This window comes from Zemynaea arenosa (assembly GCF_004614185.1).
GTDB lineage: Bacteria > Pseudomonadota > Gammaproteobacteria > Burkholderiales > Burkholderiaceae_D > Telluria > Telluria arenosa.
Genome location: NZ_SPVF01000122.1, coordinates 37,285 through 56,585, shown reverse-complemented (window position 1 = coordinate 56,585; position 19,301 = coordinate 37,285). Strand labels below are relative to the sequence as shown.

Genomic DNA, 19,301 nt, shown 5'->3' with positions numbered 1-19,301 from the left:
GCCCCGCCCCAGCCTACCAAGCCTCCGAGCCCCGAACGTCCGCCCGCCACCGAGCCGGCCAACCCGGTGCCCGGCGACACGGCCACGCCCGCGGCCGAAGACGCCCTGCCCACGCCGTCCACCGCCGCGCAGAAGCTGTACTCCGCCGCGAAAGGAGACCTGCTGCGCATCCGCATGCTGCTCAAGAGTGGGCGCAGCCAGTCCTCGGTCGGCTCGGGGTTCATGGTCGGCACCTCCAACCTGGTTCTCACCAACTACCACGTGGTCTCGCAGCTCGCGCTCGACCCGGAGGCCTACAGCGGCGAATGGGTGGACACGGACGGCAAGAGCGGCCCGATCGAACTGCTGGCCGTGGACGTGCTGCACGACCTGGCCGTGGTGCGCGTCAACCGCACGGGTGAAGGCTTCTTCACCATCCCCGAAAAGCCAGTCAAGCTGGCGCAGGGCCAGTACCTCTACTCGCTGGGCAATCCGCTGGACCTGGGCTTTGCGATCTCGGAAGGCTCGTACAACGGCATCATTGCGCGCAGCTTCTATGACCAGCTGCTGTTCACGGGGCCGATCAACTCCGGCATGAGCGGCGGACCTTCCGTCACCAGCGATGGCACGGTGGCGGGCATCAACGTCTCCAAGCGGCGCGACGGGGAGCTGGTGAGCTTCCTGGTGCCGGTCAAGTACGCGCAGGAGCTGCTGGCGCATGTGAACCAGCAGGCCAAGGCGCCCAAGGACTTCAACCCGCTGATCGCGCAGCAGCTGCTGGTGCACCAGAAATCGATGATCGACCGGCTGCTCGATTCGCCGCTCTCGGTCAAGAGCATGGGCCCCTATCTGGTGCCGGTGCGCGAGTCCGAGCAGGTGCGCTGCTGGGGCAATTCCAACTTCAAGGCCGAGGCCACGTTCACGGCCGACACCATCAGCTGCGCGATGGAGTCCGCGATCTTCATCTCGGAATCGCAGCAGACCGGCCGCGTCTCCATGAGCCACCAGTACGTGCATTCCTCCACGCTGGACTCGGCGCGCTTCGCGGCCCTGGCCTCGAACCTGTTCAAGGTGGAAAACCTGGGCACCAACAAGGACCTGCGCCTGACCGCGCCCAATTGCACCGAGCAGTTCATCCGCACCAAGACGCTGCCGATGCGCGCGGTGATGTGCGTGCGCGCCTACCGCAAGTTCGCGGGCCTCTACAACTTTACCCTGCTCACCGCCAGCACGGACGCGGCGCGCGAAAGCCTGCAAAGCCGCATCGATGTGGCCGGGGTCTCTTACGAGAACGGCATGCGCACCACGCGCGCCTTCCTGGAGCTGCTGGGACGGGGGCCGCGCCGATGAAAGCTCCTTTCTACGTCGAGACCATCGCCCGCAATGGCGAAGTGCTGCACCGGCACGTGGTGCCCGCGCTCCCGATCCGCATCGGCCGCGGCTACGACAACGACTACATCATCGATGACGACTACGTGGCCGCCAACCACGCGGTGGTGGACCTGGCCGAGGACGGGCAGCAGCTGGTGCTGCGCGACCTGGGCTCGCGCAATGGCATCGTCCACCGGGGCAAGCGCCAGCAGCAGGTGGTGGTGACCGGGGATACCGTAGTGCGCATGGGGCACACCATGCTGCGCGTGCGGCCGTCTGACTTCAAGGTGGCGCCGGAAATGGTGGACCGCACCCGGCACGGGTGGGAAGGCGCGGCGCCGGGCTTCGTGGGCATGGGGCTGATCTTGGCGTTTGCTCTGTTCGCGCTGTGGATCAACGATACGCTGGCCTTCCAGCCGATCCGCTATCTTCAGGCGGCGGCCTTCGGCATCGGCGCGGGGCTGGCCTGGGCCGGAATCTGGGCGGTGGTCAACCGCCTGTTCGGGCGCCACGCGCGGCTGGGGCGGCATCTGTTCATTCTCGGCAGCGCGCTGGCGGTGCTCACGCTGTTCCAGCTGGGGTCCAGCATCGTGGCCTACGCGTTCTCGCTCGATGCGCTCACGCGCTACAGCAGCCACGTGGCCATCGCCATCGCCTGCGTGATGCTGTTCTACCACCTGGCGACGGTGAAGCCGCAGCTGGTGCGCCGTTTCGCGATCGGGTGCACGGCGCTGTTCGTGCTGGTGTCGGGCCTCACGCTGCTGTCCAACGTGCAGCGCACCGGGCGCCTGGCGGATGACCTGTACATGTCGCTGGTGCTGCCGCCGTCCGTGCGCATCAGCCCGGACCACAGCGTGGACGAGTTCATGGGCCAGGTGCAGCAGCTCAAGCCGCGGCTGGACCAGGACCGCACCAAGAAGGTCCGCGGCAGTGACGAGGATGACGAGGAGTGAGCCGCCGCGTCAGACGGGCTGGCGCAACGTCGTGAGCTTGTCCGGGTTGCGGACCACGTACATGGCGGAGATCTTGCCGTCCTCGATGTCGATGGTGGTGATCGAGTCCTGCACGCCCAGGCGCCAGGTCAGCAAGCCGTAGCCGCCGTTCACGCGCACGATTTCATGCTGCATGGCGTCGCCATACTTGCGCTGCAGGCCCGCGATCAGGCGGCCGATCCGCTCGGCGCCATACACCACTTTCACGGTCGTCTTGGCCTTGCCGCCGCCGTCGCCCGTGTAGGTCGCGTCTTCCGTCAGCAGGCTGCGTACGGCGGCGCGGTCGCCGCTGCGGGAGGCCTGGATGAAGCGTCCCAGTAATTCGATATGCAGCTCGCGGTTGACCGAAAAGCGCGGACGGCCTTCGCGCACGCGTTCGCGGGCGCGCTGCATGATCTTGCGGCACGCGGCTTCGGTCTTGCCGACCATTGCGGCCACCTCGGGGTAGTCGAAGTCGAAGACCTGGTGCAGCAGGAACACCGCGCGCTCCTCCGGGCCCAGGCGCTCCAGCATCAGCAGGAAGGCGGTCGAGATGTCGCCCGCTTCTTCCAGCGCCTGTTCCGGCGAGGGCGTGGACTCGTCTTCCAGCAGCGGCTCGGGGAGCCAGGGGCCGAAGTAGTGTTCGCGCTCCGTGCGTGCGCTGCGCAGGCGGTCGATGGCCAGGCGCGTGACCACGGTGGTCAGCCAGGCTTCCGGAATGCGCGCTTCTTCATGGCCGGTGGCGTGCCAGCGCAACCAGGCTTCCTGCACGATGTCCTCCGCATCCGCGCGGATCCCCAGCATGCGGTAGGCAATGCCGAAGAGGCGCGGGCGCAGAGCGTTAAAGGTGTCGGTGGGTGTGGTCATATCCCTAAGACGGACATGAGGTGGCCGTTGTGACAGGTCCAGCGCGCAAAATTTATTGCGGGCGAGGTGTCACAAGCGGTCACCGTGCTTCGACTAAGGATTGTAACCAACCTGAAAGGAGAATTATCATGCGCCTCGAGTATTACAACGCCTCCCCTGCCGCCTACAAAGCCTGGTTCGCCGTCGAGCAGTACATCCGCGGGTGCGGCCTGGAACATGGGCTGCTCCACCTGATCAAACTGCGCGCCTCGCAGATCAATGGCTGCGCGTTTTGCGTGGACATGCACTCGCAGGAGGGACTGAAGGACGGTGACTCGGTGCGCCGCCTGTTTGCCGTCAGCGCCTGGCGCGACACGTCCTTCTTCTCGCCGCGCGAGCGGGCGGCGCTGGCCTGGACGGAGGCGCTCACCCAGCTCTCCCAACAGCCGGAGCTCGACGCGGTCTACGAGGACCTGAAGGCCCACTTCACCGAGAAGGAGATGGTGGACCTGACGGTCGCCATCTCCACCATCAACGGCTGGAACCGCCTCTCCGTCGGCTTCGGCGCGCAGCCGAAGGACTAAGCACTGGCGACGTCCCCGCGCGCCCAGATCAGGGGTAGATAGTCTCGTGGCGGGCGAGCATGGCGGCGTAGGCTTCGATTTTGCGAGCACGGGTCTCGGGCTTCTTGGCGTGGTGGATGCGGAAGAGGACTGCCGTGCGGTTGCGCGAGTTGAGGGTGGCGAAGAACTCGGCGGCGCCGGGGTGGCGTGTGAAGGCTGCCAGCAGATCGTCGGGCACTTCCGCCTTGCTACCGGTGGAGTAGGCGTTGTCCCAGCGGCCGTCCGCGCGCGCCCGCTCCACCTCCGCCAGCCCAGCGGGCTGCATCTTCCCCTCCGCGATGTAGCGCTCCGCCTTTTCGCGATTGACCTTGGACCAGATACTGCGCTTGCCGCGCGGTGTCCAGCGCTGCACGAAATAGTCGGCGTCCAGCGACTTTTTCACGCCATCGATCCAGCCAAAGCACAGCGCCACTTCCAACGCCTCCTGGTAGCTCACCGTCTGCACTGCGCTGCCCTTGCGCGCGTGCCGCAGCCACACCCCTTTGCATGAGGCGTGATGAGAGTCCAGCCACTGAGCCCAGGCAGCCTGGTGTTCGAAAGTCAGGGTCGGTTCGTCCATGCCGCGATTTTGACACAGCCGCCCGGATGCGCAATCATGCGCGGATGACTTCCCGCACGCGCTTCGTCGCCACCGTCTCCTGGCTCATGTTCTGGGCCCTGATGGTATCCGTCTCCGTCCAGGACTACGTGCGCAGTGGTGGCCGCCAGTACTGGCAGCCGGTGTTGTGGGAGACCTCATCCAATGTGGTCGGTCTGGTGCTGATGATCGGCATGCGCCGGATCCTCAAGCGCTGGGACTATCTCACGGCCACGCCGTGGCGCTGGTTTGCGCTGCAACTGGCCTGCCTGCCGATCTTCTGCCTGCTCTTTGTGCCGATCACATTTGGCATCCGCCACGCGGTGTATGCGATGGTTGGGCAGATCTACGAGCACCGCGCGCCGCTGGAGCTGTTCTTCTATGAGTCGATCAAGATCGCCATCTTCTACACGATGTTCGTGACCATCCTGTTCGGCGCGCTCTCGTACTTCCAGCTGCTGGAAGAGAAGCTGCGCGCGGAGCAGGCCTCCGCCCTGCTGCGCCAGGCGCAGCTCCAAAGGCTCACCCAGCAGATGCAGCCGCATTTTCTCTTCAATGCGCTCAACACCGTGTCTTCGCTGATGCACTCGGACGTCGAGCGGGCGGATGCCACCCTGATCCAGCTGGCCGATACCTTGCGGGCCACGCTGGAAGTCAGCGATTTGCAGGTGGCGCCGCTGGCGACCGAGCTGCGGCTGGTGCGCGGCTACGCACGCGTGATGGAGGAGCGCTATGCAGACCGGGTGAGAATCGACTGGCAGATCGACGAGGCGCAGCTGGGCTGCGAGGTGCCGGTGATGTCACTGCAGCCCCTGCTCGAGAATGTGTTCAAGCACACCGTGGAGCGGCGGCGCGGCACGACGGCGATCGTCATCAGCGCCAGCGGAAGCGCGGACGAGCTGCGGCTTGCAGTCGAAGATGACAGCGGCCAGTTGGCGGATAGCGCCTGCACGGAACAAGAGCATGCCGCACCGATCGGAGGCGCCGGCGGTGCGGGCGGGAACGCCGGCACGCACGCCTGGGGAGTCGCAGCAGGGCCGCGCCTCGGCGCGGCAGACCAGGGCACAGCGCGCCTCGGCGCTGGTGACCAGGACGCGCCGCGCCCCGGCATCGGCATCGCCAACCTGCGCCAGCGCCTGCAGGTCCTGTATGGCGAGCGCGCGGCGCTGGAGCTGGTCCAGCTGCACCCGGCCGGCGTGCGCGCCGAGATGAGGCTCCCATGCACGTGCTGATCGTCGACGACGAGCGCCCCGCGCGCGACCGCCTGCGCCGCCTGCTCGCGCAAGAACCCGGTATCGAACGCGTGTCCGAAGCCCGCGACGGCATCGAAGCGTTGGAGCGTGTGGCCGCCGACCGGCCCGACGTCATCTTCCTCGACATCCAGATGCCCGAAGTGACAGGCCTGGACGTCGCTGCCTCCCTGCCTGACCCGGCGCCGCTGGTGGTCTTTGCCACCGCCTTCGACGAATACGCCATCCGCGCCTTCGACGCCAACGCCGTCGACTACCTGCTCAAGCCCTACGACGCCGCCCGTCTCCAGCGCGCCCTCCAGCGAGTGCAGGACCGCCTCGGCAACCGCGCCGCACAACCGGGCCACGGCCTGGCCGTCCAGCAGCTGCTGGTCCCCGACCGCGGCGTGACCCGCATCGTCCGGACGGAGGACATCGAGTGGATCGAAACCGCCGATAACTACGTTGCCCTGCACACGCCGACCGGTGCGCCCCTGCTGCGCCAGACCCTGACCGGTCTGCTGGACAAACTGGGCCCCGCCTTCGTGCGCTGCCACCGGCGCGCCGCAGTGCAAGCCCGCCTGATCGCCGCCGTCCACGCCCTCGACAAGGGCGACTGCGAACTGGTCCTTCACAGCGGCACCCGGGTGCCCTGTAGCCGTCAATACCGCGACGACGTCATGGCACGTCTCGGCTGACCGGTCCGACAATCCGGCTCGCCCCAGCCCACTCCCGTTTCGCCCCATTCCCCTCGCCCGCGCGAGGGTACCGCCATAAGCTGCCGTCACCGATCAACTCTGGTCAACTCACACGACGGCACAGCCATGAACAACAACCTCACCAACCGGCTCTACTTTCTCGACTGGGTGCGCATCATCGCGTTCATCATCCTGATCTTCTACCACACGGGCATGTACTACGTGACCTGGGGCTGGCACGTGAAGAGCCCTTACGCCAGCGACGCCATCGAGGCGATGATGCTGATGTCCGCCCCATGGCGCCTCGGCCTGCTCTTCTTCATCTCCGGCGTCGCCTCCAGCTTCCTCCTTTCGAAAACCACCATCTGGTCCTTCGTGAAGCAGCGTAGCAAGCGCCTGCTGATTCCCCTGCTGTTCGGGATGGCCGTGATCGTCCCGCTCCAGCCCTACTGCGAGGTGATCGAAAAGCTGCACTACCAGGGCAGCTTCATCGACTTCCTCAAGCTGTACTACACCGGCTACCACGGCTTCTGCGAGAACGGAAAGTGCCTTGACCTGCCGACCTGGAACCATCTCTGGTTCGTCGCCTACCTGTTCGTGTACACGCTGGCCTACAGCGCGCTGGTGGCGCTGGCAGCTCACCGCCTGCCGCGCATCACCAAGGTACTGGTGCAAGCGCTGTCCGGCTGGCGCCTTCTGGCCCTGCCCGTGATCTGGTTCGCTGTCATGCGCATGGGCCTCAAGCCGTGGTTCCCCGAGACCCACGCGCTGGTCAACGACTGGTACAACCACGCGGTGTACTTCCCGGCCTTCATGGTCGGTGCGCTGATCGCAAAGGAGCGCCTTTTCTGGCAGCGCATGGACGACATTCGCTGGCCCGCCCTCGCCTTCGCCTTTGCGTCCTGGGGCATCATGATGGCCGTGTTCTCGCTGCCGGACCCGTTCTACGAAGGCCCGAATGGGATGCTCTTCAAGTTCATCGGCCGCACCGCATGGTCGTTCTGCGAATGGTGCCCGGTGATCGCCGCCTGCGGCTTCGCCCACCGCCACCTGAACTTCGAGAGCCCGCGCCGCCAGTACCTGACGCAGGCCGTGTTCCCGGTCTACATCCTGCACCAGACCATCATCGTCGGCTTCGCACATCTGATCAAACCAGCCGCGCTGACGCCGGGTGTCGAATACTTCGTGCTGATCGGGGTGACCTTTGGCCTGTGCTTCGGCAGCTTCGCCATCATTCGCCGGGTGCCGCTGCTGATGCCTCTCTTCGGCCTTTCCGCCCCGGCCAAGGCAGGGAATGGCCGTGCAACTCAGCCCGCGGAGACCTTGTCCATGACGTAAGCCAGCAAGGCCCGCGCCGCAGGCGAGAGACTGCTGCGGTGCGGGTATAGCGCATGCAGCGGCCAGTCCTGACCCTGCAGCTCGGGGAATAGCACCACCAGCCGCTTGGCCTTCAGGTCCGCCGCCACATCGAGCAGGGACTTGTAGGCGATGCCCTCTCCAGCGACTGCCCATTCGCGCACCACACCGCCGTCATCCGAGACGCGGTTGCCATGCACCTTGACCTCAATGGCCTTGCGGCCGTGCGTGAAGCGCCAGGTGTTGCTGGTGCCCTGGCTCAGGCTATGCACCAGACAGTTGTGGCGGGCCAGGTCCTGCGGCGCGGCGGGCGTGCCGTGCTTGCGCAAATAGGCAGGAGACGCCACCACCGCACGCCGATTGCGCGCCACCCGCTGGGACACGTGCGACGCATCCTCCAGCTCACCGTATCGGAATGCCAGGTCCACCGGATCGCGGAACAGGTCCGCGCTGCGGTCGGAACACGACAGGATCAGCGTCACGCCCGGGTACTGCTTGAGGAAGGCATCTGACATCGGCGCCAGCACGTTGCGCCCCCAGTCGGCGGGCGCCGAGACCCGCAGCTTGCCCTGCACCTTGCCCGCGGATTGCCCCAGCAGCGCCGCACCCTGCTCCAGTAGCGTGAGCGCGTCGCGGCAGTAGTCGAGAAAGACTTCGCCTTGTGGCGTCAGCCGCATATGGCGCGTCGAACGTTCGAACAGGCGCGCACCCAGCTGGCCTTCCAGGCGCTTGAGGGCCGCGCTGGCGGTGGCAGGGATCAGGTCCAGCTCCCGCGCGGCCTGCGACAGGTTGCCCGTGTCCGCAACGAGGGCGAACAACTGGAGATCGGCAGTGGAATAGCTCATCGGATTATCAAACTGGATTTGATAGTCCTGCCATTGTTGCGCCATTTATCGCTTCAGGCAACAGACGCAGAATGCCTCCCATGAAAGCCACTGCCCTTCTCCGCTACACCGATATCGACCACCCGGACGCGGTGTTCGACACCACCCTCCCCAACCCGCCCGCGCCTACGGGCCACGACCTGCTGGTGCGCGTGCACGCCGTCTCCGTGAACCAGCTGGACAACCGCGTGCGCCGTCCCAAGGACAAAGTGGAGCCAGCCCCGCGCGTGATCGGCTACGACGCCGCCGGCATCGTGCAAGCCGTCGGGCCAGACGTCACGCTGTTCCAGCCCGGTGACGCCGTCTACTACTCGGGCGACCCGTCGCGCCCTGGCTCGCACGCCGAGCTGCAGCTGGTGGACGAACGCATCGTGGGCCGCGCACCTGCGACTTTGTCGATGGCGGAAGCCGCGGCCCTGCCGCTGGCCAGCCTCACTGCATGGGAGCTGCTGTTCGACCGCCTGCGCGTGCAGCCCGGGAGATCGATCCTCATCGTCGGCGCGGCCGGCGGCGTGGGCTCGATGGCGGTGCAGTTCGCGGCCCGCGTGGCGCAGCTGGAGGTGATCGCGACCGCGTCCCGCCCCGAGTCCGCAGCATGGGTGCGCAGCATGGGCGCCCACCACATTGTCGACCACACCGGCGACATCGCCGCGCAGCTGGCGGCCGCCGGCCACCCGCAGGTCGACTATGTGGTGCTGCTCGCGGACACGGACCGCTACTTCGAGACTGCAGCCGCCGCGGTGGCGCCACAGGGTGCCATCGGCCTGGCTGTCGAGGCCACGCAGCCCGCCAACATAGGCCTCCTGTGGGACAAGAGCGTGACGCTGGTGTGGGAAATGGTCTACACCCGCATCGACTACCGTACGTCCGACCTGGACCGCCAGCACGCGATCCTCAACCAGATCGCCGCGCTATTCGATCACGGAGTGCTGGCGTCCCCGGTCACCAGTTACCTCGCGCCGATCAATGCCACCAACCTGCGCGCGGCCCACAAGCACATGGCCAGCGGGCGCGCGATCGGCAAGCTGGTACTGGAGGGCTTTCCCGCCTAGCCCAGGTGCTCGACCACGCAATCGATAAAGGTGCGCAGCTTGGGCGTCACCAGCCGCGTGGACGGGTACACGATGTTCAGCGGCCGCACCGGAGCCGCGTAATCCGCAAGCAGCTCCACCAGCGCGCCCGAAGCCAGGTCGTCCCCGATCATGGTCTCGGGGATGAAGGCGATGCCCAGTCCCTGCAAGGCCGCCGAACGCAGGGCATGCACGCTGTTCACCTTGAAGTTGCCATCCACGCCCACGTGGCGCTCGGCGCCATCGAGCGTGAAGCTCCAGGCATCCTGCGACCACACGCCGAGGAAGGAGATGCAATTGTGCGCGCGCAGCTCGTCCGGCGCCGTTGGCGCGCCGTGGGCCTGCAGGTAGGCCGGCGCCGCGCACACGATCAAGCGGTAGGGCCGCAGCGGCCGCGCGGCCAGCGAGGAATCGGGCAGCTTGCCGACGCGGATGGCGGCATCCATGTTCTCGTCGATGAGGTCCACGATGCGGTCGTTCAGGTGCAGCTCCACGCGCATCTGCGGGTAGCGCGCGAGGTAGTCGTTGACCACCGGCGTAAGCGCATGGATCCCGAAGAGCATCGCCGCCGACACACGCAGCAGCCCGCGCGGCGCGCTGGCCATGCTGCTTACGCTCGCATCGGCGGCGGCGACTTCGGCCAGCGCATGCTTGCAGCGTTCGTAGTAGAGCTGCCCGGCCTCGGTGAGGCTCTGGCGGCGCGTGGTGCGGTTCAGCAGGCGCACGCCAAGGCGCTCCTCCAATTGGCGCAGATGTTTGCCCACCATGGTGGCGGACATGCGCTCGGCCTCCGCCACCGGGGTCAGGCCGCCCAGGTCCACCACCTTCACGAAGATGCGCATGCTCGCCAGCTGGTCCATATTCCGCACTCAGGGTTGAAACTGCTTGCATTGTACGACTGTTTATCAACCAGCATGGCAAGGTAATACTGCTCGCTCGATCACGGAAGGAGCATTGTCATGAACAAGAACACACTCGCGGCGGGCGCGCTGGTCCTCTCCACGGTGGCGTGGGCCGGCCTCTTTTTTGTCGGGAAGGCCACGCTGTCGACCCTCGACCCGGTCTGGTTTACGCTGGTCCGCTACGGGGTCGCGTCCCTGATCCTGCTTGGGCTGGTGCGGCTCGCGGGACCGGTACGTTGGCATGAGCTGAAGGCGCACCTGGGACGCATCACTTGGCTTGGACTGCTGGGCTATGCGCTGTTCGGGGTGCTGGTGTTCACGGGGCTACAGCATTCCGTGCCCTCGCATGGCGCGGTCATCATGGCGACCATGCCGGTGACGGCGATGGTGCTGCGCTGGGCGCTGGACAGGCAGCAGCTCCAGTGGTGGGCGGCGGCGGTGCTGGCGCTCACGCTGGGCGGGGTGACGCTGGTGTCGGGCGTGCTGCTGCATCCGGCCGGGGGCGCGTCGACCATCGCGGGCGACCTCACGGCATTTGCAGGCACGGTGGGCTGGGTGTTCTACACGCGGGGCCAGGCCACCCTGCCGCAGCTGTCGGTGCTGGAGTACACCGCGTTCACGGCGCTGATGGCAGTACCGGCGATGGTGCTGTTCGCGCTGGTGGCGACGGCGCTCGGCTGGTCCCATGTGCCGACGCTGGCGGGACTGGCGCACGCGGCACCCGCGATGGCCTACACCGTGCTGTTTGCGACCGTGTTTGCGTCCCTGGCCTTCAACAAGGGCGTGCGCCAGCTCGGGGCCGCGCAGGGGATCGTGTTTATCAACCTGGTGCCGGTGTCCGCGCTGATCATGAGCGCGGCCCGCGGCGTGACGCCCGGCCCGACCGAAATCGTGGGCGCATTGATGGTGGTGGCAGCCCTGATGCTGCAGGCCACGCTGTCCGCGCGGACTGCGCAAGTGGCCCGGTAATGCGGGCCCGCGCTCCCGGTCAGCCGAGCGATTCGAGCTCGGTGGGCCAGGGGGCGCCCTTCAGCTCCAGCATGTTTCCTTCCGGGTCCGCGAGGTAGATGGACGGGCCCTCGCCTTCCGCTCCATAGCGCGATTCGGCCTTGCCACCATCGATGCCCGCCGCTTGCAGCGAGGCGCGGATCGCCGCCTCGTCGAAAGGCTCGACGCGGAAGCAGATGTGGTCCACGTTGCGGCCATCCTTGCCGGGGGCGGCGCCACCGGCGCGACCCAGCTTGCCGTCGATGGGGACCAGGTCCACCAGCGAACGGCCGGCGCGCAGCTGCACCAGGCCGATTTCGTCCTGGCGGCGCTCGATGGTGCAGCCCAGGACCTCGCAATAGAAGCGGATCATCCTGTCGAGGTCCGTCACGCGCAGGACCACGTGGTCGATTTCCCGGATACGGATCATGAGGCTCCTCTCTTAGTCCGCGTGGCGCTCGGCCCAGGCGGCAAACGTGTCGATGAAGGTCTGCAGGAATTTGCGGGTGTCGTCGTTGACGAGGTTATCGCCGTCGAACAACTTGGCCGCGCCACCGACATAGGCTTCCGGCATCTGCATGGCCGGCATGTTGAGGAAGACCAGCGACTGGCGCAGGTGGTGATTGGCGCCGAAGCCGCCCAAGTTTCCCGGCGAGACGCTCACCACCGCGGCCGGTTTGCCGTTCCAGATGCTGTGACCATAGGGGCGCGAGCCGACGTCGATCGCGTTTTTCAGGCACGCGGGGACGGAGCGGTTGTACTCGGGGGTGGCGAACAGCACGCCGTCGAACTTGGCCATAGTCTGGCGGAATTCGGTCCAGGTGGGGGGCGGGTTGTCGGTTTCGAGGTCCTGGTTGTAGAGAGGGAGTTCGCCGATCTCGACGAATTCCAGTTCGAGGGTGGGCGGCGCCAGCTGCACCAGCGCCTTGGCCACCTTGCGGGTGAAAGAGTCCTTGCGCAGGCTGCCCACGAGGACCGCGATTTTCCGTGCCATGTCACTTCCTTTCTCTGCTTCTTGTGAGCCGTACAATAAGAAGCCTATGGTATCGGCTTTCGCCAACGCGCGTCGGCGGGCACGCCTGCGGCATGCTTCAGCTGACCCGGCGGACGGATTCGCGGACCATGAGGGAGAGAGGCGGGACGTTGATCTCGAACTTTTCGTGGGCGATCATCTTGAGCATCGCGTGGCCGAGGCATTGGCCGACTTCGAACAGGGGCTGGCGCACCGTCGTCAGGGGCGGGGTGACGCACATGGAGGTGTGCAAATCGTCGAAGCCGACGATGGAGATGTCCTCCGGGACGCGGATGCTGCGGCGGTACAGCGCCAGCCGTGCGCCGTAGGCCGTCAAGTCGTTGGCCGCGAAGATGGCGGTGAAACGCTGGCGCGATTCCATCAGCTGGTTCACGGCCAGCAAACCGCCGGATTCCTGGAAGTCCCCCTGCACCACCAGCTTGGTGTTGAAGCGGATCTTGTGCTTGGCCAGCGTATCGCGATAGCCCGCCAGGCGCGCCCGCGCATCCTCGTGCTCCTCCGGCCCAGCAATAAAAGCGATGTTCCGGTGCCCCTGCTCGACCAGATAGTCCATCGCCTCGCACGCCGCCGTGTAATTATCGAGCGAGAAGCCGAACGCCTGCTTCCCCTGCAGCTTGCGCCCGAACGCCACGATGGGCACCCGCTGCGAGAACTTGAGGATCTGCGCGTCGGTCAGATTCCCAGTCAGGATCACCAGCCCATCCACCCGCCGCGCGATCAGCAGTTCGATGCGCTCCGCCTCCTCGTCCGCGTGCCAGTGGCCGGTGACGATCAGCGGCGCATACCCCGCCGCCTTCAATGCATCCTCGATCCCCGTCATGGTCTCGTTGAAGAAGCCGGACACCAGCGACTGCGTCAGCACCCCGATGGTCCGCGTGCTGCCCGACTTGAGGTTCTGGGCCAGCACGTTGGGCTTGAAGTTGAGCCGCTCGATCACGCTTTCGATGACCTGCCGCTTGTCTTCCGCTACCTTGGCCGTGCCGTTCAGGAAGCGCGACACAGTGGCCGCCGACACTCCTGCCTCCCGCGCCACCTCATGGACTGTCGCGCCCTTCGACTTTTTCATGAAACCCCTGGCATGTGTGTGTGTTATCGCGGCCGAGTATAGCACTGCTCACCAGCCTATGAAATCGTTTTCTGAAACGTTTCATGAACTGCGGCTCAGGTAGTGCTCCACCAGCCGCCGATGGTCTGGCAGATCGGCCACCGCGCGCCGCGCCACTTGGGCCAGGGTCGCGAACTCGCGCCGGACGTCGTCCCATTGGTCCAGCGGCGCTGCGGACGGATGCAGCCGCGTCGCAAATTCCATCCCGTACAGCACATACTGCCAGCTCGAAGGCGGATACATCTCCAGGTCCGTGACGAAGTCCAGCCGCGTGGGCGGACGGCTGCGCCACATCGCCAGCTGGTCCTGCAGCGGCAGCGGGATCGAGCCCGGATCCGCGTTATCGCGCCAGAAAGCGCTGCCGCGCTGTGTGAGGCAGTAGTGCAGCTTGATGAAGTTGACGATCCTCTCGTAGCGCTGCCGCATCAGGTCATTGAAGAGCCGCGCGGCGGGCGCGAACTCACCGCCAAACGGGAACAGGTAGCCGAGCAGGTAGGCCGCTGTCTCGATCAGGCCGATGCCGGACGATTCCAGCGGCTCCAGGAATCCGCTCGACAAGCCCACCGCCACGCAATTGCCAACCCACTGCGTATCCCGGTAGCCCACATTGAGCACCAGCTGGCGCGGCTCCTTGCCGTCCATCGCCGAGCCCACATATCGCCGCAGCACCTCCTCCGCCCGCGCATCGCTGGTATGCCGGCTCGAATACACGTAGCCGATGCCGCGCCGCTGCTGCAGGCCGATATCCCAGGTCCACCCGGCTTCGTGCGCCGTCGAGATGGTGTACGACGGGATCGGAGTGTCGGCCGCCGCATACGGCACCTGCACCGCCAGCGCGCGGTCCACAAAAAGCACATCGCTGAGGGAGCGCCACGGCGAACCGAGCGCCTCGCCGATCAGCCTGGAACGAAAGCCGGTGCAGTCCACGTACAGGTCCGCCTTCAGCACCCCATGCTCGCGCGTGTGCACCGCGGCGATCATGTCCTGTCCATCGGTGTCCACCCGCTCCACGTGGCCCAGCACATGCTCCACGCCGAGCGACTTGCCGTGCGTGGCCAGCAGCTGCGCGAATTGCCCCGCGTCGAAGTGGTAGGCATAGTTCATCGGCCCCACGAAATCGCGGTCGCCGAGGCGCTTCGGTCCGCGGCTCGCATCCGCGATCGCCTTCTGCAGCGTGACCGCCTGCGCGAACGCCACGCCCTCGCCCGCCGCGCCACGCAGCCAGTACGGCAGCAGCTCCGGCAGCCCATCGCGCTGGCTCGGGTGGCTGAAGGGATGGAAGTAGTGGTCCGCGCCCGGCTGCCCGGGTTCACGCACCCAGTGCCGGAACGAGACACCCTGCTTGAAGGTGGCGCTGCACTCACGGATGAAGTGCGCCTCGTCGATGCCGATGGCGGCGAGCGTACCTTTGATGGACGGGAAGGTGCCCTCCCCTACGCCGATGGGGCCCACCTCCGGCGACTCCACCAGTGTGATGCGCACGCCGTCCGCTGCGTGCGCGCCCAGGCGCTTGGCCAGGAAACAGGCAGTCAGCCAGCCCGCCGTGCCGCCGCCCACGATCAAAACGGATCGAACAGCTGTCATGTGGTGTCCCTCCCAGGATGTTGTGGTTGTTGGTGTTTGTTTGAAAATTTTGTTTGACATCCCGACAAAACCGACTTTATCATGAAATCGATTTCACGTGATATGAAATCGATTTCTCGTGGATTCGGTTTTTAGAACGACGCAACACCCACCCAAAAAACAAGCACAATCAGGAGACAGCATGAAATCGTCCTTCCCTAAGGGCCGATCCCTTTCGGCCACGCCTATCCGTCTGGCCGTCGTGGCCCTGGTCGCCGGCATGGGCAGCGCCCACGCCCAGACCGACACCGCCACGCAAAACCAGAACGCCCCGGCACAGCAGCAGTCCGCCAATTCCACCGTCATTCCCGAAGTGGTGGTCACGGCGACCAAGCGCTCCACCTCCCTGCAGCGCACTCCGGTCGCCATCACCGCGCTGAACGCCGCCGCGCTGGAAGATGCCCACGTCCAGACCATCCTGGATGCCGTCAACCTGGTGCCCAGCTTCCAGGCCACCGGCCAGGGTGACCACGGCGTCATCACCATGACCCTGCGCGGCATCGGCAACGACAGCGCCAAGACCGAATACGCGGACCCGGAAGTGGCGATGTTCGTGGACGGCATCTACACACCGCGCCCCGAAGGCGCCACCGCCCTGCTGTTCGACCTGGACGCCATCGAAGTCCTGCGCGGCCCGCAAGGCACGCTGTGGGGACGTAACTCCACCGTCGGCGCGGTCAATATGCAGACCGTGAAACCGGTGCTGGGCAAGACCAGCGGCAGCGCGGAGATGGGCCTGGGCGACTACCGCCGTTTCGGCGCGCGCGGCGCCTTCAACGTGCCGCTGTCCGACAATAGCGCCATGCGCGTGGCCTTCGTCCACGAGCAGCACGACGGCTACACGGACTACCAGACCTTCACCGCGCCCTCGCTGGCGAGCCAGCGCGCTGCCTGGGCCGCGAGCGGCGGCAACCCGGCTGCGTTCCAGCCCTTGAACCCCAACCTGTTCGTCAACAGCGGGCCGAAATACAACGCGCAGGACCAGACCGCGGTGCGCCTGTCCTTCCTGTACCAGCCCACCCCCGCCCTGCGCTGGAACATCTCGTACGAGCGCTATGCGGACCGCGGCACGCCGAGCATGAACCTGCTGCAGACGCCGCGCGCCGGGACCGACCTCTGGTCCACGCTGTCCGACGTGGCGCCGTCCGTGCGCCGCGACGTGGACTCGGTGCGCAGCCGCCTCGAATACAACATCGATCCGTCCATGCAGCTGACCTACGTGGCCGGCTGGTCGCGCTTCGATGGCGAAGGCACCTTCGACCAGGACGGCGGCGCCACCATCCCGACCAGCTTTGCCACCGGCGCCACCTACCAGGCCGACAATACGGTCAACGCGCACTACACCAATTACAGCCACGAGGTGCAGCTGCAGTCGCTGGGCGAGCGTGAGCTGGACTGGCAGCTGGGCGTGTACTACGCGGCCGAGAACAACGCGATGCGCTTCGACATCCCGATCTTCAATGGCACCCAGCAGGGCACCGTGGGCTGGCAGGGTTCCTTCATCCAGCCGAAAGAGACGGTGGATTCGCGCGCTGCCTTCGGCCAGGCCACCTGGAACATGGGCGCCGCCCACCTGACGGCCGGCGCACGCTACACCCGCGATGAGCGCAAGAACATCGGCGGCAACGGCTACACCTGGAACTACGACGCCACCGTGCCGCAGGTTCCGCTCAGCTCCCACATCGACCCGCGCATTCCGGGCCAGGGCTACAACCCGAGCGTGCCGTCCAACGATGGCCGCTACACCGGCAGCAAGTGGACGGGCCTCCTGCGGGCGTCCTACGACATCGACCTCAACAACATGGTCTACGCCAGCATCTCGACCGGCTACAAGTCCGGCGGCTTGCAGGACGGCGGCCGTCCGTACGGCGACGAGACGCTGAGGAACTACGAGATCGGCAGCAAGAGCACTTTCCTCGGCGGTGCGCTGCGCTGGAATAACGCGCTGTACTACGAGGACTTCAAGGACTTCCAGTTCAGCGCCCCGGTCACCAATCCGGATGGCTCGCACACGCTGGCGACCAACAATGCCGATGGTGCCAAGGTCTATGGCCTGGAGTCCGAGCTGGCGGCGCGCCTGACGCCGGAGGACCGCCTGCAGCTGTCGTTCGCGTGGACCCACACCAAGCTTGGGACGCTGTTCGGCGGCTCCAACGACTACACCCTGCCCGCTTGCTCGATCCCCGGCGTGACCACCTGCCTGGACGTGACCGGCCACGAGATGCCGCATGCGCCGCGCTTCTCGGCGCAAGTGATGTATCAGCACGTGTTCAACCTGGCGGACGGTGCCCAGCTCACGCCGCGCATCTCGACGCACTACGAGACCGCGTCCTGGCTGTCCGTGTTCAACCTCGGCGACGGCGACCGCCAGAAGGCCTACACGCGCACCGACCTCGGTCTGCGCTACCAGGCCAGCAAGGCATGGTGGGCCGATGTCTTCGTCCGCAACGTTAGCAATACCAACGTGAAGACGTCCGCAATGAATTCCTTCGGGCCGTGGATGGCGCAGTATCTGCCGCCGCGCACCGTCGGCATTAACGCCGGCATCGAGTTCTGATGCGCGAAGAATATGCAACAAAACGGTTGCATATTCTTCACATGAAGTTTTCTGTGTAGTGTCCCTTTCGGTCCGCCTTCGCGGGCGGACCGGTCTTTTTCCTCAAGCTGCAAGCGATAGCCACATGAATCAACCGACTTTCCCGCCCCGCTTCCTCTGGGGCGTGGCGACCAGCGCCTTCCAGATCGAAGGTGCTTCCACGGCCGACGGCAAGGGCCCGTCGATCTGGGACACCTTCTGCCGCCAGCCTGGCACCATCAAGGACGGCAGCAAAGGCGACGTCGCCTGCGACCATTACCACCGCTACCGCGAGGACGTCGCCATCATCAAGGCATTGGGCGTGGACGCCTACCGCTTCTCGATCTCCTGGCCGCGCGTGCAGCCGGATGGCAAAGGCGCCTGGAACGAAGCCGGTTTCGCTTTTTACGAACGTCTGCTGGACGCGCTGGCCGAGAGCGGCCTGCGCGCCCACGTCACCCTGTACCACTGGGACCTGCCGCAAGCCTTGCAGGACGAAGGCGGCTGGCTCTCGCGCGACACGCCGCGCCACTTTGCGGCCTACGCGGCCGAAGTCGCGCGCCGCTTCGGCAACCGCATCGACTGCATCGCGACCCACAATGAGCCGTGGTGCACGGCGAACCTCGGCTACGGCAACGCGCAGTTCGCGCCGGGCGTGGCGGACCTGAAGCAGTCGATCCAGGTCTCGCACCACCTGCTGCTGTCGCACGGCCTGGCCATCCAGGCGATGCGCGCCACCGGCTGCTCGGCCAAGCTGGGGATCGTTCTCAATCAGTGGACCGCCGATCCTGCCACCGACTCGCCGGAGGACCACGCTGCCGCGGACTTCGAGTACTCGCGCTCCGTCGAGTGGTTCATGGACCCGATCTTCAAGGGCCACTACCCCGAGCTGGCCCTGCGCGTGCATGGCGAGAACGCGCCCGTGGTGCACGAGGGCGACATGGCGGACATCCGCCAGCCGATCGACTTCATGGGCCTCAACTACTACTTCCGCGGCTACGTCAGCGCCACCACGCCGAATCCGGTCCCGCCGGGCGAACTCGGTTTTACGGACATGGGCTGGGAGATCTACCCCAAGGGCCTGACTGAGCTGCTGCTCAAGCTGAAGGCGGCCTACCCGCTTCCGCCCATCTACATCACCGAGAACGGCATGGCCAGTCCGGATGTGGTGGTCGACGGTGAAGTCCACGACACCCAGCGCATCGACTTCGTGCGCTGGCACCTGGAGGCGCTGTCCGATGCGATGCGCGCCGGCGTGGACGTACGCGGGTACTTCCTTTGGAGCCTGCTCGACAACTTCGAATGGAACTCGGGCTACGCCAAGCGGTTCGGCATCGTCCATGTGGATTACGCGACCCAGAAGCGCACCCTGAAGGACAGCGCGCTGTGGTACCGCGACTTCGTTGCCAGGCAACGCCGCTAGAACGCCGCGGCAGCCCACGCATCTCCTGATAGGATCACCCTGGATCAAA

18 protein-coding genes are annotated in these 19,301 nt (G+C 66.1%); 10 read left to right on the top strand and 8 right to left on the bottom strand.

Annotated features, from left to right (window positions below; all coding sequences use genetic code 11):
- Together E4L96_RS09295 and E4L96_RS09290 are read left to right on the top strand one after the other, a co-directional pair.
- The coding region (locus E4L96_RS09295; RefSeq protein WP_370660736.1) for a S1 family peptidase at positions 1-1,329 on the top strand (1,329 nt) is incomplete at its 5' end.
- Positions 1,326-2,303 (top strand): FHA domain-containing protein, encoded by a 978-nt coding sequence (locus tag E4L96_RS09290; protein ID WP_135206932.1) that lies wholly within the window; start codon positions 1,326-1,328, stop codon positions 2,301-2,303. The genes E4L96_RS09295 and E4L96_RS09290, both read left to right, overlap by 4 nt.
- 9 nt (positions 2,304-2,312) lie before the next feature.
- Here the strand turns inward: E4L96_RS09290 and E4L96_RS09285 are convergent, their stop codons facing one another.
- Entirely contained in the window at positions 2,313-3,188 is an 876-nt protein-coding gene (locus tag E4L96_RS09285) for a sigma-70 family RNA polymerase sigma factor (RefSeq protein ID WP_135206931.1), read from the bottom strand.
- 128 nt (positions 3,189-3,316) lie between these two features.
- On the opposite strand from E4L96_RS09285, the gene E4L96_RS09280 reads away from it, so the two are divergent.
- On the top strand, positions 3,317-3,751 hold the full coding sequence (locus E4L96_RS09280; RefSeq protein WP_370660735.1) for a carboxymuconolactone decarboxylase family protein: 435 nt from the start codon (positions 3,317-3,319) through the stop codon (positions 3,749-3,751).
- Between the two features lie 28 nt (positions 3,752-3,779).
- Here the strand turns inward: E4L96_RS09280 and E4L96_RS09275 are convergent, their stop codons facing one another.
- Positions 3,780-4,349 (bottom strand): YdeI/OmpD-associated family protein, encoded by a 570-nt coding sequence (locus tag E4L96_RS09275; protein ID WP_135206930.1) that lies wholly within the window; start codon positions 4,347-4,349, stop codon positions 3,780-3,782.
- A gap of 44 nt (positions 4,350-4,393) precedes the next feature.
- Here E4L96_RS09275 and E4L96_RS09270 point away from each other — a divergent pair, with 44 nt between their 5' ends.
- From E4L96_RS09270 to E4L96_RS09260, 3 genes are all read left to right on the top strand, one after another.
- Positions 4,394-5,599, top strand: coding sequence for a sensor histidine kinase (locus E4L96_RS09270; protein WP_229414344.1), 1,206 nt, complete (start codon positions 4,394-4,396; stop codon positions 5,597-5,599).
- Positions 5,587-6,294 carry a LytR/AlgR family response regulator transcription factor gene (locus tag E4L96_RS09265; RefSeq protein WP_135206929.1) on the top strand — a complete coding sequence of 236 codons (708 nt, stop codon included), beginning with the start codon at positions 5,587-5,589 and terminating at the stop codon, positions 6,292-6,294. The genes E4L96_RS09270 and E4L96_RS09265 overlap by 13 nt, the downstream gene beginning before the upstream one ends.
- 126 nt (positions 6,295-6,420) lie before the next feature.
- A complete protein-coding gene (locus E4L96_RS09260; protein ID WP_135206928.1) occupies positions 6,421-7,632 on the top strand; it encodes an acyltransferase family protein in 1,212 nt (403 codons plus the stop codon).
- Here E4L96_RS09260 and E4L96_RS09255 read toward each other — a convergent pair.
- On the bottom strand, positions 7,602-8,495 hold the full coding sequence (locus tag E4L96_RS09255) for a LysR family transcriptional regulator (protein ID WP_135206927.1): 894 nt from the start codon (positions 8,493-8,495) through the stop codon (positions 7,602-7,604). The two genes, E4L96_RS09260 and E4L96_RS09255, sit on opposite strands and share 31 nt — an antisense overlap.
- Positions 8,496-8,575: 80 nt before the next feature.
- On the opposite strand from E4L96_RS09255, the gene E4L96_RS09250 reads away from it, so the two are divergent.
- Positions 8,576-9,586 carry a zinc-binding alcohol dehydrogenase family protein gene (locus tag E4L96_RS09250; RefSeq protein WP_135206926.1) on the top strand — a complete coding sequence of 337 codons (1,011 nt, stop codon included), beginning with the start codon at positions 8,576-8,578 and terminating at the stop codon, positions 9,584-9,586.
- Here E4L96_RS09250 and E4L96_RS09245 read toward each other — a convergent pair.
- Positions 9,583-10,464 carry a LysR family transcriptional regulator gene (locus E4L96_RS09245; RefSeq protein ID WP_135206925.1) on the bottom strand — a complete coding sequence of 294 codons (882 nt, stop codon included), beginning with the start codon at positions 10,462-10,464 and terminating at the stop codon, positions 9,583-9,585. The genes E4L96_RS09250 and E4L96_RS09245 overlap by 4 nt on opposite strands.
- Before the next feature lie 99 nt (positions 10,465-10,563).
- On the opposite strand from E4L96_RS09245, the gene E4L96_RS09240 reads away from it, so the two are divergent.
- Positions 10,564-11,475 (top strand): DMT family transporter, encoded by a 912-nt coding sequence (locus tag E4L96_RS09240; RefSeq protein WP_135206924.1) that lies wholly within the window; start codon positions 10,564-10,566, stop codon positions 11,473-11,475.
- Positions 11,476-11,494: 19 nt separating this feature from the next.
- On the opposite strand, the gene E4L96_RS09235 is transcribed toward E4L96_RS09240, so the two are convergent.
- From E4L96_RS09235 to E4L96_RS09220, 4 genes are all read right to left on the bottom strand, one after another.
- Positions 11,495-11,923, bottom strand: coding sequence for a VOC family protein (locus E4L96_RS09235; protein WP_135206923.1), 429 nt, complete (start codon positions 11,921-11,923; stop codon positions 11,495-11,497).
- A gap of 12 nt (positions 11,924-11,935) precedes the next feature.
- On the bottom strand, positions 11,936-12,487 hold the full coding sequence (locus tag E4L96_RS09230) for an NADPH-dependent FMN reductase (RefSeq protein ID WP_135206922.1): 552 nt from the start codon (positions 12,485-12,487) through the stop codon (positions 11,936-11,938).
- Positions 12,488-12,584: 97 nt separating this feature from the next.
- The gene (locus E4L96_RS09225) at positions 12,585-13,592 is read right to left on the bottom strand and encodes a LacI family DNA-binding transcriptional regulator (RefSeq protein ID WP_135206921.1); all 1,008 of its coding nucleotides are present in this window, start codon (positions 13,590-13,592) and stop codon (positions 12,585-12,587) included.
- Between the two features lie 81 nt (positions 13,593-13,673).
- Positions 13,674-15,215 carry a tryptophan halogenase family protein gene (locus tag E4L96_RS09220; protein WP_135206920.1) on the bottom strand — a complete coding sequence of 514 codons (1,542 nt, stop codon included), beginning with the start codon at positions 15,213-15,215 and terminating at the stop codon, positions 13,674-13,676.
- Positions 15,216-15,396: 181 nt separating this feature from the next.
- On the opposite strand from E4L96_RS09220, the gene E4L96_RS09215 reads away from it, so the two are divergent.
- Positions 15,397-17,811: a TonB-dependent receptor gene (locus tag E4L96_RS09215; protein ID WP_135206919.1), complete on the top strand. Its 2,415-nt coding sequence runs from the start codon at positions 15,397-15,399 to the stop codon at positions 17,809-17,811.
- 124 nt (positions 17,812-17,935) lie between these two features.
- Positions 17,936-19,252 carry a GH1 family beta-glucosidase gene (locus E4L96_RS09210; protein WP_135206918.1) on the top strand — a complete coding sequence of 439 codons (1,317 nt, stop codon included), beginning with the start codon at positions 17,936-17,938 and terminating at the stop codon, positions 19,250-19,252.
- Positions 19,253-19,301: the final 49 nt, after the last annotated feature.

Bases quoted from the DNA above. Each gene is read 5' to 3' on its own strand.
- E4L96_RS09290 (WP_135206932.1), top strand. From the start codon at position 1,326: ATGAAAGCTCCTTTCTACGTCGAGACCATCGCCCGCAATGGCGAAGTG.
- E4L96_RS09285 (WP_135206931.1), bottom strand. From the start codon at position 3,188: ATGACCACACCCACCGACACCTTTAACGCTCTGCGCCCGCGCCTCTTC.
- E4L96_RS09280 (WP_370660735.1), top strand. From the start codon at position 3,317: ATGCGCCTCGAGTATTACAACGCCTCCCCTGCCGCCTACAAAGCCTGG.
- E4L96_RS09275 (WP_135206930.1), bottom strand. From the start codon at position 4,349: ATGGACGAACCGACCCTGACTTTCGAACACCAGGCTGCCTGGGCTCAG.
- E4L96_RS09270 (WP_229414344.1), top strand. From the start codon at position 4,394: ATGACTTCCCGCACGCGCTTCGTCGCCACCGTCTCCTGGCTCATGTTC.
- E4L96_RS09265 (WP_135206929.1), top strand. From the start codon at position 5,587: ATGCACGTGCTGATCGTCGACGACGAGCGCCCCGCGCGCGACCGCCTG.
- E4L96_RS09260 (WP_135206928.1), top strand. From the start codon at position 6,421: ATGAACAACAACCTCACCAACCGGCTCTACTTTCTCGACTGGGTGCGC.
- E4L96_RS09255 (WP_135206927.1), bottom strand. From the start codon at position 8,495: ATGAGCTATTCCACTGCCGATCTCCAGTTGTTCGCCCTCGTTGCGGAC.
- E4L96_RS09250 (WP_135206926.1), top strand. From the start codon at position 8,576: ATGAAAGCCACTGCCCTTCTCCGCTACACCGATATCGACCACCCGGAC.
- E4L96_RS09245 (WP_135206925.1), bottom strand. From the start codon at position 10,464: ATGGACCAGCTGGCGAGCATGCGCATCTTCGTGAAGGTGGTGGACCTG.
- E4L96_RS09240 (WP_135206924.1), top strand. From the start codon at position 10,564: ATGAACAAGAACACACTCGCGGCGGGCGCGCTGGTCCTCTCCACGGTG.
- E4L96_RS09235 (WP_135206923.1), bottom strand. From the start codon at position 11,923: ATGATCCGTATCCGGGAAATCGACCACGTGGTCCTGCGCGTGACGGAC.
- E4L96_RS09230 (WP_135206922.1), bottom strand. From the start codon at position 12,487: ATGGCACGGAAAATCGCGGTCCTCGTGGGCAGCCTGCGCAAGGACTCT.
- E4L96_RS09225 (WP_135206921.1), bottom strand. From the start codon at position 13,592: ATGAAAAAGTCGAAGGGCGCGACAGTCCATGAGGTGGCGCGGGAGGCA.
- E4L96_RS09220 (WP_135206920.1), bottom strand. From the start codon at position 15,215: ATGACAGCTGTTCGATCCGTTTTGATCGTGGGCGGCGGCACGGCGGGC.
- E4L96_RS09215 (WP_135206919.1), top strand. From the start codon at position 15,397: ATGAAATCGTCCTTCCCTAAGGGCCGATCCCTTTCGGCCACGCCTATC.
- E4L96_RS09210 (WP_135206918.1), top strand. From the start codon at position 17,936: ATGAATCAACCGACTTTCCCGCCCCGCTTCCTCTGGGGCGTGGCGACC.